This is a genomic window from Streptomyces ureilyticus (genome assembly GCF_011045025.1).
GTDB lineage: Bacteria > Actinomycetota > Actinomycetes > Streptomycetales > Streptomycetaceae > Streptomyces > Streptomyces ureilyticus.
In genome coordinates, this window is record NZ_JAAKZX010000129.1 from 1 (window position 1) to 19,204 (window position 19,204).

18 protein-coding genes and 1 pseudogene are annotated in these 19,204 nt (G+C 67.5%); 7 read left to right on the forward strand and 12 right to left on the reverse strand.

Annotation, left to right across the window (positions count from 1 at the left end; all coding sequences use genetic code 11):
• The first annotated feature begins 28 nt into the window (after positions 1-28).
• The 3 genes from G6048_RS31430 (at position 29) to G6048_RS31440 (ending at position 3,701) form a co-directional block, all read left to right on the forward strand.
• Positions 29-1,294: a sensor histidine kinase gene (locus tag G6048_RS31430; RefSeq protein WP_165342988.1), complete on the forward strand. Its 1,266-nt coding sequence runs from the start codon at positions 29-31 to the stop codon at positions 1,292-1,294.
• Positions 1,279-1,932: a LuxR C-terminal-related transcriptional regulator gene (locus G6048_RS31435; RefSeq protein ID WP_165342989.1), complete on the forward strand. Its 654-nt coding sequence runs from the start codon at positions 1,279-1,281 to the stop codon at positions 1,930-1,932. The genes G6048_RS31430 and G6048_RS31435 overlap by 16 nt, the downstream gene beginning before the upstream one ends.
• Positions 1,933-2,147: 215 nt before the next feature.
• On the forward strand, positions 2,148-3,701 hold the full coding sequence (locus G6048_RS31440; RefSeq protein WP_165342990.1) for a DUF1996 domain-containing protein: 1,554 nt from the start codon (positions 2,148-2,150) through the stop codon (positions 3,699-3,701).
• 119 nt (positions 3,702-3,820) lie between these two features.
• On the opposite strand, the gene G6048_RS31445 is transcribed toward G6048_RS31440, so the two are convergent.
• The gene (locus G6048_RS31445) at positions 3,821-4,252 is read right to left on the reverse strand and encodes a hypothetical protein (RefSeq protein ID WP_165342991.1); all 432 of its coding nucleotides are present in this window, start codon (positions 4,250-4,252) and stop codon (positions 3,821-3,823) included.
• Between the two features lie 291 nt (positions 4,253-4,543).
• Between G6048_RS31445 and G6048_RS31450 the strand changes: the two genes are divergently transcribed.
• Positions 4,544-5,239 carry a TetR/AcrR family transcriptional regulator gene (locus G6048_RS31450; RefSeq protein ID WP_235990566.1) on the forward strand — a complete coding sequence of 232 codons (696 nt, stop codon included), beginning with the start codon at positions 4,544-4,546 and terminating at the stop codon, positions 5,237-5,239.
• Between the two features lie 16 nt (positions 5,240-5,255).
• On the opposite strand, the gene G6048_RS31455 is transcribed toward G6048_RS31450, so the two are convergent.
• The 5 genes from G6048_RS31455 to G6048_RS31475 all read right to left on the reverse strand — a co-directional run bounded on the left by G6048_RS31455 (position 5,256) and on the right by G6048_RS31475 (position 11,909).
• On the reverse strand, positions 5,256-5,609 hold the full coding sequence (locus G6048_RS31455; protein WP_165342992.1) for a 5-carboxymethyl-2-hydroxymuconate Delta-isomerase: 354 nt from the start codon (positions 5,607-5,609) through the stop codon (positions 5,256-5,258).
• Positions 5,610-5,642: 33 nt separating this feature from the next.
• A complete protein-coding gene (pulA, locus tag G6048_RS31460) occupies positions 5,643-8,324 on the reverse strand; it encodes a pullulanase-type alpha-1,6-glucosidase (protein WP_328827504.1) in 2,682 nt (893 codons plus the stop codon).
• 175 nt (positions 8,325-8,499) lie between these two features.
• Positions 8,500-9,882, reverse strand: a complete 1,383-nt coding sequence (locus G6048_RS31465; protein ID WP_165342993.1) for an alpha-amylase — start codon at positions 9,880-9,882, stop codon at positions 8,500-8,502.
• A 255-nt stretch (positions 9,883-10,137) separates the two neighbouring features.
• A complete protein-coding gene (locus G6048_RS31470; protein ID WP_165342994.1) occupies positions 10,138-11,232 on the reverse strand; it encodes a CU044_5270 family protein in 1,095 nt (364 codons plus the stop codon).
• Positions 11,229-11,909 (reverse strand): RNA polymerase sigma factor, encoded by a 681-nt coding sequence (locus G6048_RS31475; protein WP_165342995.1) that lies wholly within the window; start codon positions 11,907-11,909, stop codon positions 11,229-11,231. The genes G6048_RS31470 and G6048_RS31475 overlap by 4 nt, the downstream gene beginning before the upstream one ends.
• A gap of 223 nt (positions 11,910-12,132) precedes the next feature.
• Here G6048_RS31475 and G6048_RS31480 point away from each other — a divergent pair, with 223 nt between their 5' ends.
• Positions 12,133-13,104: a hypothetical protein gene (locus G6048_RS31480; RefSeq protein WP_165342996.1), complete on the forward strand. Its 972-nt coding sequence runs from the start codon at positions 12,133-12,135 to the stop codon at positions 13,102-13,104.
• Positions 13,105-13,187: 83 nt separating this feature from the next.
• Here G6048_RS31480 and tgmC read toward each other — a convergent pair whose 3' ends face one another.
• The 4 genes from tgmC to G6048_RS31500 all read right to left on the reverse strand — a co-directional run bounded on the left by tgmC (position 13,188) and on the right by G6048_RS31500 (position 16,262).
• Positions 13,188-14,312 (reverse strand): ATP-grasp peptide maturase system methyltransferase, encoded by a 1,125-nt coding sequence (tgmC, locus tag G6048_RS31485; protein ID WP_165342997.1) that lies wholly within the window; start codon positions 14,310-14,312, stop codon positions 13,188-13,190.
• A complete protein-coding gene (gene tgmB, locus G6048_RS31490) occupies positions 14,309-15,262 on the reverse strand; it encodes an ATP-grasp ribosomal peptide maturase (RefSeq protein WP_165342998.1) in 954 nt (317 codons plus the stop codon). The genes tgmC and tgmB overlap by 4 nt, the downstream gene beginning before the upstream one ends.
• Positions 15,259-15,570 carry a putative ATP-grasp-modified RiPP gene (gene tgmA, locus G6048_RS31495; protein ID WP_165342999.1) on the reverse strand — a complete coding sequence of 104 codons (312 nt, stop codon included), beginning with the start codon at positions 15,568-15,570 and terminating at the stop codon, positions 15,259-15,261. Before tgmA ends, tgmB begins: the two co-directional genes overlap by 4 nt.
• Before the next feature lie 197 nt (positions 15,571-15,767).
• Entirely contained in the window at positions 15,768-16,262 is a 495-nt protein-coding gene (locus G6048_RS31500; RefSeq protein WP_165343000.1) for an ATP-binding protein, read from the reverse strand.
• A gap of 344 nt (positions 16,263-16,606) precedes the next feature.
• On the opposite strand from G6048_RS31500, the gene G6048_RS31505 reads away from it, so the two are divergent.
• The gene (locus G6048_RS31505; protein WP_235990567.1) at positions 16,607-17,758 is read left to right on the forward strand and encodes a helix-turn-helix domain-containing protein; all 1,152 of its coding nucleotides are present in this window, start codon (positions 16,607-16,609) and stop codon (positions 17,756-17,758) included.
• 18 nt (positions 17,759-17,776) lie between these two features.
• The gene (locus G6048_RS31510; RefSeq protein ID WP_165343002.1) at positions 17,777-18,253 is read left to right on the forward strand and encodes a hypothetical protein; all 477 of its coding nucleotides are present in this window, start codon (positions 17,777-17,779) and stop codon (positions 18,251-18,253) included.
• Positions 18,254-18,335: 82 nt separating this feature from the next.
• Here G6048_RS31510 and G6048_RS31515 read toward each other — a convergent pair whose 3' ends face one another.
• Together G6048_RS31515 and G6048_RS52010 are read right to left on the reverse strand one after the other, a co-directional pair.
• On the reverse strand, positions 18,336-19,010 hold the full coding sequence (locus G6048_RS31515) for a hypothetical protein (RefSeq protein WP_235990569.1): 675 nt from the start codon (positions 19,008-19,010) through the stop codon (positions 18,336-18,338).
• A pseudogene (locus G6048_RS52010) lies at positions 19,011-19,190 on the reverse strand (HNH endonuclease); the annotation flags it as partial. It abuts the gene before it with no gap.
• Between the last annotated feature and the right edge of the window lie 14 nt (positions 19,191-19,204).

Sequence of the window (19,204 nt, forward strand, 5' to 3'; positions counted from 1 at the left end):
GCCCCGCCCCCTCCGCCAGACTGACGCCATGACGACCATCGAGACGAAAAGTGTCGGTTCCGCACGGGTGCGGGGGATCGGGCTCGCGGCGATCCGAGGGCTCGGGCTGGCGCTGGTACTGCTGCCGGGGGCCGTGCTGTGCTTCACGCTCTCCGTGGTGTCCATCGCGTTGATACCGATCGGGATCGGGCTCGTCACCACGCCCTGGGTGCTCGCGGGCGTACGGGCCTTCGCGGACTGGCGGCGGGTACTGGCCGCTCAGTGGTGCGGGGTGAAGATCCCGTCGGCGTACCGGCCGATCCCGAAGGGCGCCAATCCGTGGACGCGTACGTTCGCGTTGCTGCGCGACCCGGCGACCTGGCGGGACCTGCTGTGGCTGCCGGTCGACATGACGGCGGGGTTCGTCACCGCGCTGCTGTCGGCGGTGCTGTTGCTCTACCCGCTGGAGGGGTTCGCGATCGCGGCCGGGCTGTGGCGAGTCCTCCCCCACGGGTACTGGTACGGGTTCGTGCCGGTGACCGGGCAGGCCTCCGCCCTGGCCGCCGGCGGCCTGGGCCTGGTCCTCATCTTCTTCGCCCATTTCCTCACCCCTCGGATGCTGGAGGCCCACTTCCGCCTCACCCGGGTCGTCCTCGGCGCGAGCCAGGGCGAACTGGCCGAGCGCGTACGGGTGCTCACCGAGACGCGGCGTGACGCCGTGGACACCTCCGCGGCCGAACTGCGCCGTATCGAGCGGGACTTGCACGACGGCGCCCAGGCGCGGCTGGTGGCGATGGGTATGGATCTCGGCACGATCGAGATGCTCCTCGACAAGGACCCGGAGAAGGCCAAGCAGCTCCTCGCACAGGCCCGTAAGTCCTCCGCCGACGCGCTCACCGAGCTGCGCGACCTGGTCCGCGGCATCCACCCGCCGGTGCTCGCCGAGCGCGGACTGGGCGACGCCGTACGGGCGTTGGCGCTGCGGCTGCCCGTCGGCACCGAGGTGGACGTGGACCTGCCGGGGCGCGCGGACGCCCCCGTCGAGTCGGCCGCGTACTTCGCCGTCAGCGAGGTCCTCACCAATGCGGTGAAGCACGCGGAAGCGGACCGGATCTGGGTCGATGTGCACCATGCGGACGGGATGCTGCGGATCGCCGTCACCGACAACGGCAGGGGCGGGGCCGTGATCGGGGCGGGTTCGGGACTCTCCGGAGTCGAGCGGCGACTGGGTACATTCGACGGCATCCTGGCCGTCAGCAGTCCCGCGGGCGGTCCCACCATGGTGACCATGGAGATTCCTTGCGAGTTGTCCTAGCCGAAGACCTCTTCCTGCTGCGCGACGGACTGGTGCGGATGCTCGAGGCGTACGACTTCGAGATCGCGGCGGCGGTGGAGAGCGGGCCCGAACTGGAGCGGGCGCTCGCCGAGTTGGAGCCGGACGTCGCCGTCGTCGACGTACGGCTGCCGCCTTCGCACACGGACGAGGGGCTGCAGTGCGCGCTCCAGGCGCGCCGGGCGAGACCCGGGCTGCCGGTGCTGGTGCTGTCGCAGCACGTGGAGCAGTTGTACGCGCGGGAGTTGCTGGCGGACGGTACCGGCGGGGTCGGCTATCTGCTGAAGGACCGGGTCTTCGACGCCGAGCAGTTCATCGATGCCGTACGCCGGGTCGCGGCGGGCGGCACCGCGATGGATCCGCAGGTGATCCAGCAGCTGTTGTCGCGGCGTCAGGCGGAGAGCCGGCCGCTGGGTCGGCTGACGCCGCGTGAGCGGGAGGTGCTGGAGCTGATGGCTCAGGGCCGCTCGAACACGGCGATCGCGGAGCGCCTCGTGGTGACAGAACGGGCCATTGCGAAGCACACCTCCAACATCTTCGCGAAGTTGGACCTTGAGGTGTCGGACGATGACAATCGCCGCGTGCTGGCCGTTCTCGCCTATTTGGATCAGGGACGTTGAAACAACACCGGCATTCGCTGAACAAGAGTCAGCGTTACCCCCTCAACTGCCGTTGAAACAGGGGGTTCTGGGCCCCTTGCGCCGGAAATGCTCCACCAATCTCTCACCAATTTCTGATGCCGCTGAACACCCCATGAGCCCCTTGCGTATTGAACGGCGCCGCTTCACCTCCTGTCGGGCGCCTCAATGCCCCGCAAGGAAGCCAGAGGAGTTCCATGGGACGCACGAACCGAAAACGCCGCTCAACGCTCGCCAACCGGGCGATAGCCGCATCGGCGGCTCTCGCGCTGGGTGGCGGCGGCTTGCTCGCGGCCAATATCTACGCATCGGCGGGTGAGGAGAACTCGCAGCAGAACGCGCAGACGACCGCCGCAGGGGTGGCAACGATCAAATGCCCGGACGTCGGCCAGTCACTGACCGATGTGCCGGACGGCGCCCGCCAGGGTGTCGACCAGGAGCTGGCGAAGCTCGACCAGCAGATCTCGGAGGCCTACACCCGTCTCGCGGACACGCGCCAGGCTCAGGCTGGTGACTCCAGCTACGTCGACAACGCCATCCTCGGCCCGCTGAAGTCCAAGCGGGCGGCCGCCATCGACCGGATGAACATCAACATCCGGAACGCGGGCGGTCAGCCTCCGCAGGGTGCCGAGCAGATGGCCCAGTGCGAGGGTGTGCCGGCCGACCAGATCAACAACGGTGGGGACCAGGGCCAGGACCAGGCCGATGGCCAGGATCAGGGTCAGGACCAAGGTGACGGTCAGGACCAGGGTGACGGTCAGGACCAGGGCCAGGACCAGGGTGACGGTCAGGACCAGGGCCAGGACCAGGGCCAGGAGGGCGGCCCGGTGGCGGCCGACTTCCAGGACATCACCCAGGTTCAGCCGAACGGCGGCCCGCAGGGTGTGAACGGAAACGGGCTCCCCGCCAACGGTGACTCCGGTTCCACGGGCAGCTTCACCACGAGCTGCGGCACCAACGGGAACGACAACCACAACTCGGACAACATCATCGTTGCTCCGGGTGTCGACAACGGTGCCCAGCACACGCACGACTACGTCGGCAACCAGGACAACGACGCGTTCACCAGCGACGAGGAGTTCCTCCAGGCCGACACCAGCTGCGAGAACCAGGGCGACAAGTCGTCGTACTACTGGCCGGTGCTGCGCCTGCAGAACGGTGAGGACGAGTTCGACGCGAACGACCTCGGCGGCGGTGCCGAAGGCAACATCGGCCCGATCCAGGAAGCCACCCAGGCTGAGCTGAAGTTCGTCGGCAACAAGCAGAGCGACGTCGTCGCGATGCCGCAGGCCCTGCGCATCATCACCGGTGACGCCAAGGCCTTCAGCAACGGCCTCGCCAACGCCAACACGAACTGGAGCTGCACCGGCTTCGAGGACCGGCAGCTGACGGACAAGTACCCGATCTGCCCCGAGGGCAGCTCCGTGGTGCGGACGTCCTTCTTCCAGAGCTGCTGGGACGGTCAGAACATCGACAGCGCCAACCACCGCGATCACGTGGCCTTCGTGAACGAGGACGGTAGCTGCGACAACGGTTTCCAGGCCATCCCCCAGCTCCAGGCCCGTCTGGTCTACGACGTTCCGGCGCCGCAGATCGAGAACGGACAGGTCCAGAACCCGTTCGCGGTGGACGGCTTCCCGACGGAGCTGCACAAGCCGATCACCGACCACAACGACTTCCTCAACTTCTTCGACGAGGAGACGATGAACCAGGTGGTCGAGTGCATTAACAGCGGCCAGGACTGCCAGTAGCACAGTAGGCAGTAGGCAGTAAGCAGTAGAAAGCCGGCGGTGGGATTCCCACCGCCGGCTTTCGCTTGCCCTCGAAGTGCGCCGGACCAGGGCGGTCAGCTGTGTGACCGCCCTTGTGGTCAGCTGTGGTGGCCGCCCTTGTTGTGACTGCCACCAGGGTTCATGTGTTCGGACCCTTCCTCCATGGTCCCGCCGAGTTGGCCGCGCAGCGCCGTGACCGTCTTCTCCTTGCCGATGGCGACCCACTTGCGGCCGACGAGGTAGTAGCCGCCGTAGTCCTTCGCGCTGTTCAGCCACTCGCGCTGACCGCGGTCGGTGGCGAACGTCGCGAGGACGAACCTGCCCCCGGAGTTCTTGCAGAGGGCCTGCCGGATCGTGTCCTCGTCCATCTGCATGTTCGGCTTGCAGCCGGCCTGGCCCGCTATCTTCTCCAGACTTCCGGTCGCGGTCGCGGGGACCTTCTCCCCGCCGTCGTCCGAGCCGCAGCCGGTCAGCACCAGCAGCGCGGCGGCTGCTCCGGCCGCGGCCAGCCTCTGTCGCGTCAACCTCATCTTTTCCTCCGGTCACGTCCGGCGACATGAACTCCACGCCGCAGAGAGCCCCGGCAGGGGGCCCTTCACTCGATACGGCTCCCAGGCGCCCCCCGCTCAATCGGCCGCCCCACCGAACCACACACCCGGCCCCGGCGGCCATCTCCGCAGACACCCACCCGCGGCACCCACCCGACGCGCACCCCACACCCACCAGACGCCCACAGACACGCGGAGTCCGGGCGCTGGACATGCGAACAGCCCTACGGCACCGTCCCGTTGGAGGCCGGAATCGATCGGTAAGGTGTTCGCATGACAACCGGGGTACAAGTACGCCGCAGGATGGGTGTCGAGGAACGACGGCAGCAGTTGATCGGCGTCGCCCTCGAACTGTTCAGCCGACGCTCGCCCGACGAGGTCTCCATCGACGAGATAGCCTCGGCCGCCGGTATCTCCCGACCTCTGGTCTACCACTACTTTCCCGGCAAACTCAGTCTGTACGAGGCGGCGTTGCAGCGGGCCGCCGACGATCTGGCGACCCGGTTCGTGGAGCCGCGGGAAGGCCCGCTGGGCACACGGCTGCTGCGGGTGATGCGGCGGTACTTCGACTTCGTCGACGAACACGGGCCCGGATTCTCCGCGTTGATGCGGGGCGGCCCCGCGGTGGGCTCCTCCGCCACCAACGCCCTCGTGGACGGCGTACGGCAGGCCGCGTACCTCCAGATACTGGCCCATCTGGACATCGACCGCCCGCCCGCCCGTCTGGAACTCGTCATCCGCTCCTGGATCTCACTGGCCGAGTCGACGGCACTGATCTGGCTGGACGGCCGCCGCATTCCCCGCACCGAGCTGGAAGCGCAGCTCGTCCACGACTTCGCGGCGCTGACGGCGGTGAGCGCGGCATACGACGACGAGATGGCGGTACTACTGCGCCGCATGCTCAAGGACGAGCCGGCCGACGGCCCGTTCACGGACCTCGTCGGCCGGCTGGTCGCGCTCGCTTCGTAGCTCTGCCCCTACGCCCCTACTCCTCGAATTTGGTGTACGAGGCGTCCAGGTCCCGCACCTCCGCGGAAGCGTGCAGCGTGAGCCCGGCCGGCTTCACATGGGCCCGTAGCAGGTCCAGCGTCCGCTCGGTCAGCGCCGCCTTCGTCTCCTCCGTACGGCCGGGCAGCAGCGCGATCATGACATGCACCAGCACGTGCCCGTCGACCTCCCCGCCGATCACGAGATCCTCGGCCGGCCGGAACCGCGTCTTGCACGCCGGGAGCTTCGCGGCGGCCGTCTCCACCACCATCGTGTGCAGCGCGAGCGCGAAGCCCTTCCGGTCGAAGGCGTCGGCAAGCGGCGCCGAGTAGTCGACGGTGATCTGCGGCATGGGCACTCCTGTTCTACGGCTCTTGCCGTCAGCCTAGCCGGTGGCCTGCGAGAAGACGGCGACACTGCGGGCCGGGACAGCGAAGATGCCGGACTCCGTCTCGTACGACGAGCCCTTGACGACCGCGTCCGAGCCCGCGGCCTGCACCGGATGCAGCGCGTACGGCTTCCCCGCGAGCGCCGCGATCCGCTGGGTCTGCCGCTCGGGCGTCGCGTTGAAGACGACGACCAGATCGCCGAGCTTCATCGTGATCACACCGGGCGTCTCGTCCCTGCCCGACAGCGGGAAGGCCAGCTCGGACCGCACCTGCTCGGCAGTAGCGAGCCCGAAGACGCTCTCGCTCGTACGGATCTTCAGCAGATCCCGGTACGCGGCCGAGGCGCCCTCGATCTCCGGGCAGCCCACCTCGATGGAGCCCAACAGGGGCTTGGCGTATGGCCACTTGGACTGATTGTCGGCGGCCAGCGGCAGGCCGCGTCCGAAGCCGTTGCCGTCCCGGCAGTCCCAGTGGATCGCGTTGAACCAGTCGCCGCTGTCGTACGAGTTGCGGTCCAGGGACTTGGAACGCAGCAGGTCGGTGCCCGCCTGGGACAGCGCCGGGCCCTGCGAGAGCGCGGCGGTGGCCATGGCGAGGACCTGCATACGAGCGCGGTCGGCCGCACTTGTCGAGGACGGCAGCTTGAAGGCGAGCGCGTCGAACAGCGACTCGTTGTCGTGCGCGTCCACGTAGGCGAGGGCGTCGCCCGGCGCGTCCGCGTATCCGGCGGGTGCCCCGTTGTAGTCGACCTCGGAACCCTTGACCTGCCTGCCACCGGAGTCGGTGAAGCTGTAATCGGCGAGATTGCCGGAGAGCCCCACCTTGATCAGGTCCTGGTAGCGCAGCAAACGGGCCTTCTGCTCCTCCGAAGTGCCGTTTCCCCCCGATGAGTTGGGGTCGGTGTAGAGCCCGGAGGCGAAGCCCTGGACGCCCGGATCCTCGTCGAAGGGGCCGCCGCCGCGTACCGCGTCACGCGCCCGGTCGGAGAAGGTCGCGATGCCGGTGCCGGCCATGTTCGTCTGCGTGGCCTGGACAAAGCGGGCGTCGTCGGCGACTTCACCGAAGTTCCAGCCCTCGCCGTAGAGGATGATCTCCTTGCCGTCGACGCCGTCCTTCTCGAGGGTGAGCGCGTCGAGGGCCTTGCGTACGGCGAGGATGTTGGCCTTCGGGTGGTGGCCCATGAGGTCGAAGCGGAAGCCGTCGACCTTGTACTCCTTCGCCCAGGTGACGACCGAGTCCACCACCAGCTTGCCCATCATGGCGTTCTCGGGTGCGGTGTTGGCGCAGCAGGTTGAGGTGGCCACGGAGCCGTCGGCGAGCAGCCGCTGGTAGTAGCCGGGCACGATCTTGTCGAGCACGGAGGTGTCGGCCTGGCCGCTGGAGGTGGTGTGGTTGTAGACCACGTCCATGACGACCCGGAGCCCGTCCTCGTTGAGGGACTTGACCATCTTCCGGAACTCGACCGTACGGTCCGCACCTTCGGGATCAGTGGCGTACGAGCCCTCCGGCACCGTGAAGTGGTACGGGTCGTAGCCCCAGTTGTACGCGTCCTTCGCGGCGGACCTGGCCACGCACTCCTGCTGCTGGTCGGAGTCGGCCGGGTACGAGGCGAGGTCGCAGCCGGGTGTCGCCTGGTCGGCCTTCCTCTCCGGGATGGTGGCGATGTCGAAGGCGGGCAGGAGATGGACGTACGAAGTCCCGGCCTCCGCAAGCTTCTTGAGGTGCCGGGAGCCGTCGCTGACCTTGTCGGTCAAGGCCAGGTAGGTGCCGGGATGCTTCGCCGTCCTGTCCTCGATGGAGAAGTCCCGGATGTGCAGCTCCTGGATCTGGGCGTCCTTCAACGGGACGGCCTTCGGCTTCCTCAGGCCCGACCAGCCGCTGGGTGCAAGGGACTTGTCGGCGAGGTCGACGACGAGGCTGCGCTCGGAGTCGGTGATCAGGGCGAGGGAGTAGGGATCGGTGACCTTGTTGGTGACGACCTTCTGGACCGTCGGCGCCCAGACCTTCACGACGTACCGATAGGGCTTGTTCTTCCAGGACTTGGGGCCGGTGACCGACCAGACGCCGGTGTCCCCGTCCCGCTTCATCGCCACGGCTTTGGCGCCGATCTCCAGTGACACGTCCTGGGCGGTGGGCGCCCAGACGGAGAGCGTGGGCTTCCCCCTGCGGAACACCGGACCGAGCTCCGCGCCCGTCGCGTCGTCGTACAGATCGTCGAGTACGCCCGCGAGTTGCACCCCCGTCACGGCCACCTCGGCGCCGTCGGCGGCGAGTTGGGTCGCGACGACGCGGCCACGCAGCGCCTCGCGGACCCGGTCACGGTCGCGTGGATCGACCGACCAGGCGGTGTACTTCGCCAGGTGCGGGAACTTCTCCTTCTGCGCCTCGGTGAGCTCGCTCCCCCGCAGCCGCAGCCGGCGCGCGTCCGAGAGGTCGCCGTCACGGGCGTACAACAGGTGCGTCGAAGCGGCTGACTTGACGCCGTTCCAGGCGACCGTGTCAGCGTCGAGCCAGATCGCCTCGGCCTTGGTGTCGGCTTTGATATCGGCCTCGGTGTCGCGGGTGAGGTCGTGGCGGGCGGGCTCGGCGGCGGGCCTGGCGCCGGACGGCGGCGCAGGCGGAGTGTCCGCGTGCGCCGTGAGGGCGGCCTGGAGGAGCACTGCGGCCAGCGCGGTCACGGTGACCGCAGTGACTCGGCCGGTATGGGCGGTACGGCGCTTCGGTGGCGCCGGCCATCTCGGTATCACGGATGTGGACTCCTTGCGATGACGGCTCTCGTGGGTCCGACCCCGCGCGACCGTATCGCCGCCGAAAGCCTTACAGCAAGAGTTCTGAAACCTCCGGAAAGAATTTTCAGCAGCTCGGCTTGCCGGCATGGATCGCCAGGGCCGTGTTGGAGCCCAGGGTGGCCGTGAACTGGCCCGAACTGTTCACCGTGAGGGCCGTGTTGCTCTGCACGTCGCAGTACGTGCCCGCCGGGAGCGACGTCTGGTACGTACGGCTCAGGGCGCTCGACTCGTGATTGATGGCGACGTAACCCTTGTCGCCGCGCCCGAAGGCGATCGCGTCGCCGTCGTTGTCCCACCAGTTGGCGAGGGGCTCACCCCGGGTGGCGTTGCGGAAGGCGACCATCGACTTGATCTCCGGCCAGGCGTGCTGGCACTTCCAGCCGTCCTGCCAACAGGCACTGACCGTACCGCCGTTGGGCGGGCCCGCGTCCGTGGACGAGAACTCGTAGCCGGAGTTGATGTCGGGCGCGCCGTAGGGATAGGCCAGCATGAAGACGTTGGCGAGGGTGTAGTTGGCGTTGTCCTTGTAGCTGAGGGTCGAGCCGTTGCGCTCGGTGTCGTGGTTGTCGACGAAGACGCCGGAGACACCGCTGCTCATGTAGCCCCAGCCCTCGCCGTAGTTCTTGAGGTAGGCGAGGTTCTCGCTGTTGAAGACCCGCTTGAGGTCGTACGCGTACCGGAACTCCTGCACGTCCCCGTTGCCCGTGTACTCGGTCGGCTGGACGGCCTCGCCGGAACCGTGGATGACCTCCTGCTTCCAGTACGCGTCCGGCTTGCTCAGCCGCGACTTGATGGCGGCGAGGTCGGCGGCGGGCATGTGCTTGGCCGCGTCGATACGGAAGCCGTCGACGCCGTACCCGAGCAGCTTGTTCATGTAGCCGGCGATGGCGGAGCGTACGTACTCCTCGCCCGTGTCCAGGTCGGCGAGTCCGAGGAGCTCGCAGTTCTGGACGTCGGCGCGGTTGGTGTAGTCGCTGATGCGCGAGGTGCAGTCGTTGAGGTCGTTCGACGAGTACAGGCCCGGGTAGTCGTACTTGCTGTACGAGGAGCCGCCGGTGCCGGTGCCGTCGCCCGCCGACATGTGGTTGATGACGGTGTCGACGACTACCTTCACGCCCGCGTTGTGGCAGGCGGCGACCATGTCGGTGAAGTCGGCGGTGTCGCCGAGCCGCCCGGCGATCGCGTAGCTGACCGGCTGGTACGAGGTCCACCACTGCGCGCCCTGGATGTGCTCGGCGGGCGGGGAGACCTGCACGTGGCCGTACCCGGCCGGGCCGAGCGTACGGGTGCATTCCTTGGCGACCGAGTCGAAGTTCCACTCGAAGAGGACGGCGGTGACGTCCTTGTCACCGGGCGGCGACGCGGACGCGGTGCTCGCGGGGGCGACGAGCACGGCCGCGGCGGCCGCCATGAGGGCGAGGGTGCCGGAGAGAGATCTACTGGCCATGTGGGGTCCTTCTCCATCGAAGGTGGCGCGTTGCGGGTGCCATGGAACAGCCGTTGAAGTTTCTTGCTGAAAGCTTGCAAGCCTGCGGTGCCGCAGATAGTAGAGGCCCGCCTCCCGAAGCGGAAGGCGGGCCTCTGAAAATGCCGGAAACTCCTTGCAGAAGCTGCCAGTTGGCGGTCTGCCACGGTCCCGCGACCACCCGACCGGGGAAACCCCCAGCGGCACCCCGTTACGCCGGAGAGCGGGGCGCAGGCGCTACTTCGGGGTGGAGCCGGGGCGTTGGCGGTAGTTGTCGACGATGGCTCGCTTCAGGATGGCGGTCTCCTCCAGGACCGTGCCCTTCTTGCCCGTCTGGCTGTCCTTCGTCAGGTAGCTGCGTTCGCCGAGGTAGGTCAGGGTGTCACGGTCGAAGATCCACTCGGTGGCCCACGACACCCGCTTGTCGACGCGGACGATGCCGACCCCGTGCCGGCCCGCCGGATCCACCGCGTCCTCGACCCGCTCGACCCCGGGGATCTTCGCCGCGGCTCCGTACAGCGCGGCGGCGGTCCGCGGGGGCATGACCGACGTGTTCAGCAGTTCGCCGATCTTGTCGAAGACGGCCTGTGCCTTCTCCTCGCCCTTCACCGACTCCGTCAGGTGGTAGAGCTCGTCGAGCAATTCGTCCGGGTCGGTGGGCAAGGACGCCAGCCACTGGTAAGTGGGGCGGTCGACGCCCGCCGGGGTGCCGGGCGAACCCGGCGGCAACAGCTCCCTGAGCGGGACGTACTCACCGTTCTCGTGGAACTCGGCCAGCTTCTTCACCGGGCCCGGCTCCTGTGACCACCACGCCTCCCGCTCGCTCAGTCGCTCCGGCTCGCACGAGCCGTCCTCCTGGCACTCCGCTCCGGCTTCCAGGCTCCTGACGTAGACCAGCTGGTCGTCGCGTACGGGCGTGGCTTCCGACTTCGCGGCGACCTCGGCGATGCGGTCGAGCAGGACCACCGCGCTGTCGCCGCCGGACTCTTCGACGCCGTAGCCGGAATCCATGGTGGTGACGAGGCCGATGGTGAGCGCCCCGGCCAGCGCCAGGGCCGCGGCGGGCATCCACAGCGCCGGGCGCGGTAGCCGGAGGCGGGGCTGCCTCGTCTGCGGGGTATCTCCGGAGGCGGTATCTCCGGAGGCCTTGCCGGAGGACGTACGGCTCTGGTCGTCATCGATGAGCTGCATCAAACGGTCCTTGTGGTGGGAGTGGCGACCAGGAGGGACGTCCCGTTCGGGTGGGGCCGGGAGCAGCCGGGTCAGCTCCTCGCGGGCCTCGCCCTCACGCTCGGCCCGGATGGGGCTCGGCCCGGAGCCGGCGGCGTTCATCGGGGTCCCTCCTGAATCTCCTGGAACGGAATGGCCGCCAACGCGGCCTCACCTGGTAGCTCTCCGCGACGGCGCGGCGGTTCCGTATTGTTTGCGCGGGTTTCCTTGTTTGCTCGGGTTTCCGGCTTTTCTTCCCGCAGCTGCTGATCGGTCAGTTTCCACAGCCTCGCCCGCGCCCTGGACAGCCGCGACCGCACGGTTCCTACCGGGACGCCCAGGGCCTCGGCCGCCTGTGCGTAGTCCAGGCCTGACCACACGCACAGCGCCAGCACCTCCCGCTCCCCGCGCCGCAGACGGTCGTACACCTGTCGTACGGCGGCCAGCCGGCGGGCGTCGTCGAGGCGGCCCGCGGTCTCGTCGGCGAAGTCCGCCACCGGGTCCGGTGCGGGGCGGCGGGCCAGGAAAGCCAGACGACGGCCGAGGCCCCGGTTGGCGTTGCGGGACTTGTTGGTCGCCATGCCCAGCAGCCAGGGCTTCACCGTGCCGCCTTCCGGCTCCAGTTGTTCCCGGGTGCGCCAGGCATCGAGGAAGGTGTCCGCCATCACCTCCTCGGCGGTCGACCAGTCGCCGGTCAGCCGGAAGGCATGGTTGTAGACGGTGCGCGCGTACTCCTCGTAGATTTCCGCGAAGGCCTCGCGGTCACCCGCCCGTATCCGCGCGCGCAAGCGGTCACTCATGTCCTATGCACCTCATACACCTCACACCCGTGACTCTCCGCCGGGTGCGGGTGGTTCCGGTGACCTGCGCCACAGACACACACTCAGGGCTACCCGTGCACCCTCGGCCAGGTGATTCACCCGGACCAGGCCCTCGAACCGGAACCGCGCACGGCGCCCTGAGCGACTTCAACAGTGCGCTTCAACAACGCATCGGACGGACTGAGACATGGGGGACGCACGGGTGAGTGAGACCGTGTACGCGGAGCAGTCCTGGAATCCGCTGGCCAGGACGGTCGAACTGACCGAGGGCGGGCTGAAGGTGGGGAGCAGGACGACCCCGTTGCCCGAGTTGCACATGGTGGCCATGGCGGACGCGTATCTGCGGGGGCAGTGGCTCGGCGGCGGTGGCTCCGAGCGACCGTTCGCGCATTTCCCCTCCGGTACCGGGATCGTGCCGGTCACGCGTATCACCGGGTCCACGAAGCCGGTGAAGGCGCGCCGGGCGGCCGAATTCGCCCAGCTTCTTGGGGATATGTCGGTACGTCATGCCGGTGGCCCGGCGGCGGTCAGCGCGCTCGCCGGCCGGGCACGGGCGGAGGGTGTGCCCCTGTGGATCGCACGGCGTTTCGCCGACGGTCCGGGCGGTCCGGTCACGGTGGCGGTGGACCGGCGGTCCGTGTGCGTCGACGCCTGGTCGCCGTCGGCCCCCGTGGTACGGATCCGTGCCCCGCACGGGGTGTCGGCCGACCGCAGGGACCCCGGCCGTGGGCTGCTGCTGACGGTGGGTGAGGCGCCGGCCACGTTGACCATCGACTTCGCCCGGCGGAAGTCGAAGCGTTCCGTGGCCGTCGGACTCCCGCAGCGCCGCTGGGAGTTGACGCGCGAGAACTCGCTGTCCTCCCGCCTGACCTGCAACGGCCGCCCCGTGGCCCTCCTCACCCGTCCCCGGCCCGGCGCGTTCGTGCCGGGCACGGTGCTCCTTCCTCTCGCGGACGTACGGCACGACAGCCCCGACCCGCTGGATGCCGTCATGGCCCACACCTTCGCGGTCGCCTTCGGCCTCGGCGACACGACGGGCACGGTCCGCTTCCGCGCCCGCCGGGCCGCGTCCACGGACGAGCCCGTCTGGGACCAGGTCTGGTTCACCAACCTGGGATCCGGCAGCGACGACAACGGCGCCGGCCCCACTTGTGATCGGGGAGACAGGACCTAACGCCGGGACGGCCAACTGCATCCGACATAACTGAAGGGCGGGGCGTCGGCGGATCCGAGGTACGGCGTGGTTGTGGCAGGAGGTCAGCCGCCAGGCCAGGTGATCGACGGCTGATCGGATGTCACTGTGATCTCGAACCGCTCCAGTGGTGGTGCCCCGGCAGCGCGCCACCGGGTGATGTGCTCCTCGATGGCGTCCCAGATACGGGAGGGCCCACTCTGCCGGACCATCCACTGACCGCGGTTCTCCCACAGCACTGCCCAAGCGCCGGTGTCGACGTCGAGGAACAGGCTCTCCGTCCGCCCATCACGGGTGAGAGTGACGCGCTGCGCGCGGGGGGCGGCAAGTTGAGCAACGAACCGGGTGTTCCAGTCGTCGATCACGTCGGCACCGAAGGCCGTCTGACGCTCGTCGCCGGTGTCGAGATCGGGTAGCAGGCCGAGCTGCGGCGGCAGTTGTGGGCGGGCGAGCATGAAGGAGATCTGTCCGCCGAGGAACCGACCGGACGCCGTACCGTCATAGTGGACCGTGAGCCGGGTCAGTTCGGACGAGTACAGCCAACCGCAGAGCGTGACGAGAATGATCCCGCCGGGACGGGTCTGCTCAATCAGCTTCTGCGGAACGGTGAGGAGTCCGCAAGTAGCGATCACCCGGTCGTAAGGAGCCTCGTCCTTGTGGCCAGCAAGACCGTCGTCCACGATCAGGTTCGGTGCGAACCCGCACTGCCCCAGGGCGGTTCGGGCGCGGGCTGACACGTTCTCGTCGACCTCGACGGAGGTCACCAGGTCGGCGCCGAGCCGGTGGCACATCAGAGCCGTGGAGTAGCCGGTGCCCGTGCCGATTTCGAGGACACGATGGCCCTCGTCGACCCTCAGGTCTTCGAGCATGCGCACCACCAGGCCGGGCATGGTGCTGGACGAGGTGGGGACGCGCATAATCTCCCCACGGATGTCCCCGGGCACGATCGTTCCGGCGATCTGCGTCACCAACGAGGCATCGTCGTAACACCCCTCCAGCCACCGCGCATCGTCCGGCATGACCGGAGCCCAGGCCGTGGGCGTGCAACCCTCGACCTGCTGGAAGAAGCCCCCGCGAAGGAACTCATGGCGCGGAACCGCAGACACCGCCGCTCGCCAAGGCTCGGTACGCAGGTGCCCGCTGTCCGTCAGTCGTTCGACGAGCCGTGCCCTCAACTCCTTGTCGTTCATCCCGTCTTCCTCTCCAGGAGATCCGCCATCGCCGCCACCATCGGCAGCCCGGTCTCCGGTTCCAGCCACGCCCATTGCCCGGAGGGGTTGCACTCCAGGAACCACCATTGCCCGTCACGGCCGATGGCGAAGTCGAAACAGCCGAAGACCAGCCCGAAGTGCTTCAGGTAACGGAACATGGCAGCGGCCAGGCCAGGCGGGGGTTGCACGGGGGTATAGGTGAGCCGGTCGTAATCGGTGCGCCAGTCCAACAGGTCCGAGTCGATCCGGACGGTGAAGACGTCGTCCCCGATGACGGTCACGCGCGCGTCCGCGACCTTGTCGACGCGCTGTTGGAACAGGTGGGCTGTTCCGGAGACCGCATCGTCGATCTCCTCGGCCGTCACTTGGGCGACCTCCACCGTGCATGAGACACCGTCAGCATTGCGGTACAGGGGTGCGGAAAGCGGCTTGTAGATCACCGGGCCGTACGCCTTGGTGAACGCACGTGCCGCGTCCGGGTCGGATGTGAGGAGCGTCGGCGGGAGCGTGAAACCTGCTGTTGCTGCGGCGGCCAGGCCGGAGGGCTTGAACTCGGCGTCGCCGATGCGGTGCGGGTGGTTCACGTACAGGCAGCCCGGCAGGGAAGTCATGACGCCGCCGAGGCCGTAACGGGCCTGGGTGACGGCGAAGCGGGCTGTCTGCTCGTCCAGGTGCGGGAAGGTGAAGCCGGAGGGGCGGCGGTAGTACAGCGACCGCACCCGCCACAGATCGGCGGTACGCGAGGGCGTGGCGAGACTGCCGGTGATGCCCTCGCCGGTGATGGTGGCCGCGAACGACAAGGTGGCGGGGAAGTCCCCGGAGTCGAACCGCACGACCGGGACGCCCCGGTCGTGCAGCTCGTCGATCACCAGGTCGGTCGTGGGGTCGTCCAGGTTGGTGACGACCAGAACCGGACCCGTGTCACTCACTGGTCGCTGTCGTTCCCGGTGTCCTGGTCGCCGCCACCGCTGCCGCCGGGGCCCGCGCCGTCGGAGGGGTTGCCGGTGTTGGTCGCGGGCTTGGTGCCCGTGCTGGTCCCATGTCCGGGCATCTCCATGACCTGCCCGGTGGCGTCGAAATAGCGCCCGGTCTGGGTCACCGGGTCCAGCTCAACACGGGCATACGAGGGTGCGAAAGCCGGGTACGGCGCCATGCGTCGCAGCCCCCATGGTGTGGGGGTGCTGATGCCATTCGGCAGGGGCGTCCCGGTAGGGAGCCGATCCGAGTGAGCGAACATAAAGTGCCTCCTTCGTAGGGGTGTTCTGGGCCTCTGCACAGGCGCCGACCGCCACGGGGGACGTCGCGACCGGCGCCGTTGTAGTGGTCGTGAAGCACGACGGCACAGCGGGGGACGAGTCCGATGTCAAGCATCGAGATGACGAATCCCACGCCGGGTGACTCATCAGCTTCCTGGGGGCGCTTGGTGTGCCGCGTTCACAGACCGGGCACCAGTGCGCGGCGCTCCGGCATGACGTGGGCGTATGCGCGCGGGGCCACGGCACGCATGCGCTCGCGCAGCACTCCGCCGTGTACGGCTGACGCGGGCACGGGTACGTCGAACTCCGCCCAGACTTTCTTGCCGTTGTTCGTCGGCTGCCAGCCGTGCCGTGCAGCGAGGAATTCGACCAGGACCAGGCCGCGGCCCCCTTCGTCGTCCTCCGTGGTGACCTGACGCCTGGGCGGCTGGGGGTTGCAGTCGTGGACGACCAGGAGAAGCCGTTCCTGATTGAGGTAGAGGCCCACGGTGACGAAACCCGTGGCGTGAACCACAGCGTTGGTGATCAGCTCGGAAGCGACGAGCTTGATCGCGTCTTGTTCCTCTTCGCTGAGCCGTACGCCCCACGCCTGGATATGCGCTATGACTCGGTCCCTTGCGAAGGCGACAGCGGACGGTGCACCGGTCACGGCAATCCGGGCTCGGCGGGTCATGAGGACTGCTCCTCTGCGGTCGAATTGGCGGCTCCGTCCCCAACAGGGGATCGAGGACAGGGCCCCGGATCTAGTAACCGCCGGACGTGGGACGCCTGTTGCTGTGCCCCTCGCACGACGGCTGACAGACAGTCAACGCCGGTGACGCACATGGGAACATCAGCTGATGCGGTACTCGCATAGGGATATGCACTGGGCGGGTACGAGTACGGCTTCGTGGCACCGTTGGTGGAGGCTCGTAGCGTGGGGAGAAGCCGATGAACTGGCAGTCACCGGCGATCAGAGACGCATCTCGCGGGGGCGATTACGGAAGGGTCATCGAGCTGGTCCGGAAGGAAGCTCGCATGACACAGAAGCAGTTGGGCGAGGCATGCGGGCTGTCACAGTCAGCGGTCTCCCGTCTGGAGAAGCGCGGGGCCGGCTCCTACAGCACGGACACCCTGGCTTCGATCGCCGCCCACCTGAGCATCCCTGTCCGGATGGTCGGACTGGCCGAACAAAGCACGGTGCGGAACGGATTTGAGCAAGTGGAGCGACGCGCATTCCTGGGTGGTGTGGCCGCAGCGGCGGCCAGCCCGATACTGGGTGCTGTCCCGAACGTAGACGCTACGGGACACCAGGCGGCAGCCCTCCGGCTGAACACCGCAACGTACCGCCGACTCGACAGCTCGACGCCGTCGCGTGATCTCGCCGAGGCTGTCCATGCGCATATCAGGCTGATCCAGAACGTGACGCGGGACGCCGGAGAAGATGGACATCGCCAGCGGTTGGCTGCGGTAGGTAGTGAGGCAGCGAGCTTGGCGGCTTGGCTGGCGTGGGACATGGGCGACCACGGGTCAGCGCGATCTTGGTACGGCTCGGCGATCCGGGCGGCGCGCTCCGCACAAGATCCGCTACTTGCCGCATATCAGTCCGGTAGCCTCGCGCAGTTTGAGGCGCATGGCGGGAATGGTGCGCAGGCGCTCAACCTCGCGCGGAGGGCACGGCGGTATCTGGGCGAGCAACGTCCGGCAGTGGCTGATGCATGGTTGTGCTCGGTCGACGCGCTAGCTCACGCGGCGATTGGCGACCGGCGTGCCGCTGACCGCGCGCTGACACGGAGCAGGGCAGTAGCGGAGAAAATCGCGCATGAAGAGCCGCCACCGTGGCCGTGGGTCTTCCATTTCGACGCGAACAAGGTGGCCGCCTGCCGCGTCACCTGTGGCGCCCGCCTTGGCCTCGCGGAATGGGTCCTCGGCGATGACGTCGAGGCGCTGACCTCCGGACACGCGAAACAACGGGCGTTGGTCGTCCTGGACCTGGCCGCCGGCCATCTTGCGGCTGGAAGAATCGAGGCCGCGTTCGCCCTGGCGTCCAGGGCACTGGACACAGGGCTCCAGTACCGTTCTGGCCGGATCGTGGAGCGCTCACGCGCGGTGCGCCGGTCACTGTCGCTGACGTCGCCGCCCAAGGTGGTGCGCGACTTCGATGAACGCCTTCACGGCGTCTACGTGTAGCTGTAGGAGGAAGCGTCCATGCGCGTCGGAATCACCGGACACCGCGGGCTGAGCCGAGAAGTCGAGCAGCAGGTTCGGCAGCTTCTCGCAGAGGCCATTCGCGAGTTCGACGCAACCGAGTTGGTCGGGATCTCGTGCATCGCCGACGGTCCGGATGCGTGGTTCGCCGAGGCGGTACTTGAGCATGGGGGAAGCCTTGAAGTCGTCGTACCCGCTGAGCAATACCGCGAAGGCCTGCCGGAAAGCCACTGGCTGGTCTATGACGAGTTGGTGCGCCGGGCGGCAGAAGTGCACCACACCGGCATGACGGCTTCAGACTCTCAAGCGCATATGGCAGGCAGTGAGATCCTCGTCGGCCTGGCCGACGAACTGCTCGCGGTATGGGACGGAAAGCCGGCGTGGGGATACGGCGGCACTGCCGACGTGGTGTCCTACGCCCAGCGGAACGGGGTCCCGGTGCGCGTGTTGTGGCCGGAGGGCGCGACGCGCAAGTAGACGACTACTCGTGCCATGGAGACTTCAGCGCCCGGTCCCTATTCTCCTCCGGTTGACGCAGGAGCGCGGGTCCCGGCCACGGCTAGGTCCTCGTACCCCTGCTGGGCTCTTCGCTCTTGAGCCTTCTCCACGCCTCTACAGTCTTTTTTAGCCGCTCCAGTGGATTGTGCTCGCTGACGAGGAACCCATTTTTAAGCTGCGGTGTGAGTTGCACGCGCGGGATTTCGGTGTCCAGATCAAGCGCCATACCGGCGAACGCAAGCCCTTCCGAAAGGTGTTGGCCAGCATTTACTCCATTAACCCGGATGCCGATTCCGCGCAAATCAACCATGTAGCCAGAGTGCCAGAATTTAGCTCGAAGGTGAGCCGGCTCACCTTTCATGTTTAGATTCAGTGCAACTCTGTTGGCGGAAGATCGGACCACCAATTTTTGGTGGTCCGATTCCATATCCCACACCGTCGCATCACCTGATATCCATTCATTGTCTTGGATCAGGGCCACCAGGGCGTCATTCTCGTCACGCAGGTTCACTGAAAACCTGACATGCCCATTCGTGCCCGGGGTGAGCGTCAAGAGCGGTTCCCCGTCTGCAACGATCACCGGCCCTTCACCGACCAGCAGGACACCGCCCGCCAGTACCGCACAGTATTCTTGCCTAGTATATAACATTCCCCCCGTAAGCCCCTTTCGGGCATTGAATGGGCTCACTTGCATTTCTCTTTGCTGGATTTCACTGAACACTCCTTTCGTTGCCATGTCGTGACACAAAGGGCAGAGAAGCATCATGTCCTCTACTCGAAAGTGCTGGTCCTCGCTATACGGGATAATGTGGTGGTACTGGTAAATAGGGAGTCCGCACCTGCAACAGCCGAATCGGGCATGCTGACGCAACTTCCGCTTGACCTCGGAGGGAGCCTTAGGTCGATCCTCGTACATGTGCCCTCTGGCTT

Excerpts from the sequence above, each read along its gene's own strand:
- G6048_RS31465 (WP_165342993.1), bottom strand. The coding sequence starts at position 9,882 with ATGGCCAGTAGATCTCTCTCCGGCACCCTCGCCCTCATGGCGGCCGCC.
- G6048_RS31450 (WP_235990566.1), top strand. The coding sequence starts at position 4,544 with ATGACAACCGGGGTACAAGTACGCCGCAGGATGGGTGTCGAGGAACGA.
- G6048_RS31470 (WP_165342994.1), bottom strand. The coding sequence starts at position 11,232 with ATGAACGCCGCCGGCTCCGGGCCGAGCCCCATCCGGGCCGAGCGTGAG.
- G6048_RS31510 (WP_165343002.1), top strand. The coding sequence starts at position 17,777 with ATGCGCGTCGGAATCACCGGACACCGCGGGCTGAGCCGAGAAGTCGAG.
- G6048_RS31505 (WP_235990567.1), top strand. The coding sequence starts at position 16,607 with ATGACACAGAAGCAGTTGGGCGAGGCATGCGGGCTGTCACAGTCAGCG.
- G6048_RS31440 (WP_165342990.1), top strand. The coding sequence starts at position 2,148 with ATGGGACGCACGAACCGAAAACGCCGCTCAACGCTCGCCAACCGGGCG.
- G6048_RS31475 (WP_165342995.1), bottom strand. The coding sequence starts at position 11,909 with ATGAGTGACCGCTTGCGCGCGCGGATACGGGCGGGTGACCGCGAGGCC.
- G6048_RS31515 (WP_235990569.1), bottom strand. The coding sequence starts at position 19,010 with ATGGCAACGAAAGGAGTGTTCAGTGAAATCCAGCAAAGAGAAATGCAA.
- G6048_RS31500 (WP_165343000.1), bottom strand. The coding sequence starts at position 16,262 with ATGACCCGCCGAGCCCGGATTGCCGTGACCGGTGCACCGTCCGCTGTC.
- G6048_RS31455 (WP_165342992.1), bottom strand. The coding sequence starts at position 5,609 with ATGCCGCAGATCACCGTCGACTACTCGGCGCCGCTTGCCGACGCCTTC.
- tgmA (WP_165342999.1), bottom strand. The coding sequence starts at position 15,570 with ATGTTCGCTCACTCGGATCGGCTCCCTACCGGGACGCCCCTGCCGAAT.
- G6048_RS31430 (WP_165342988.1), top strand. The coding sequence starts at position 29 with ATGACGACCATCGAGACGAAAAGTGTCGGTTCCGCACGGGTGCGGGGG.
- tgmC (WP_165342997.1), bottom strand. The coding sequence starts at position 14,312 with ATGAACGACAAGGAGTTGAGGGCACGGCTCGTCGAACGACTGACGGAC.
- G6048_RS31445 (WP_165342991.1), bottom strand. The coding sequence starts at position 4,252 with ATGAGGTTGACGCGACAGAGGCTGGCCGCGGCCGGAGCAGCCGCCGCG.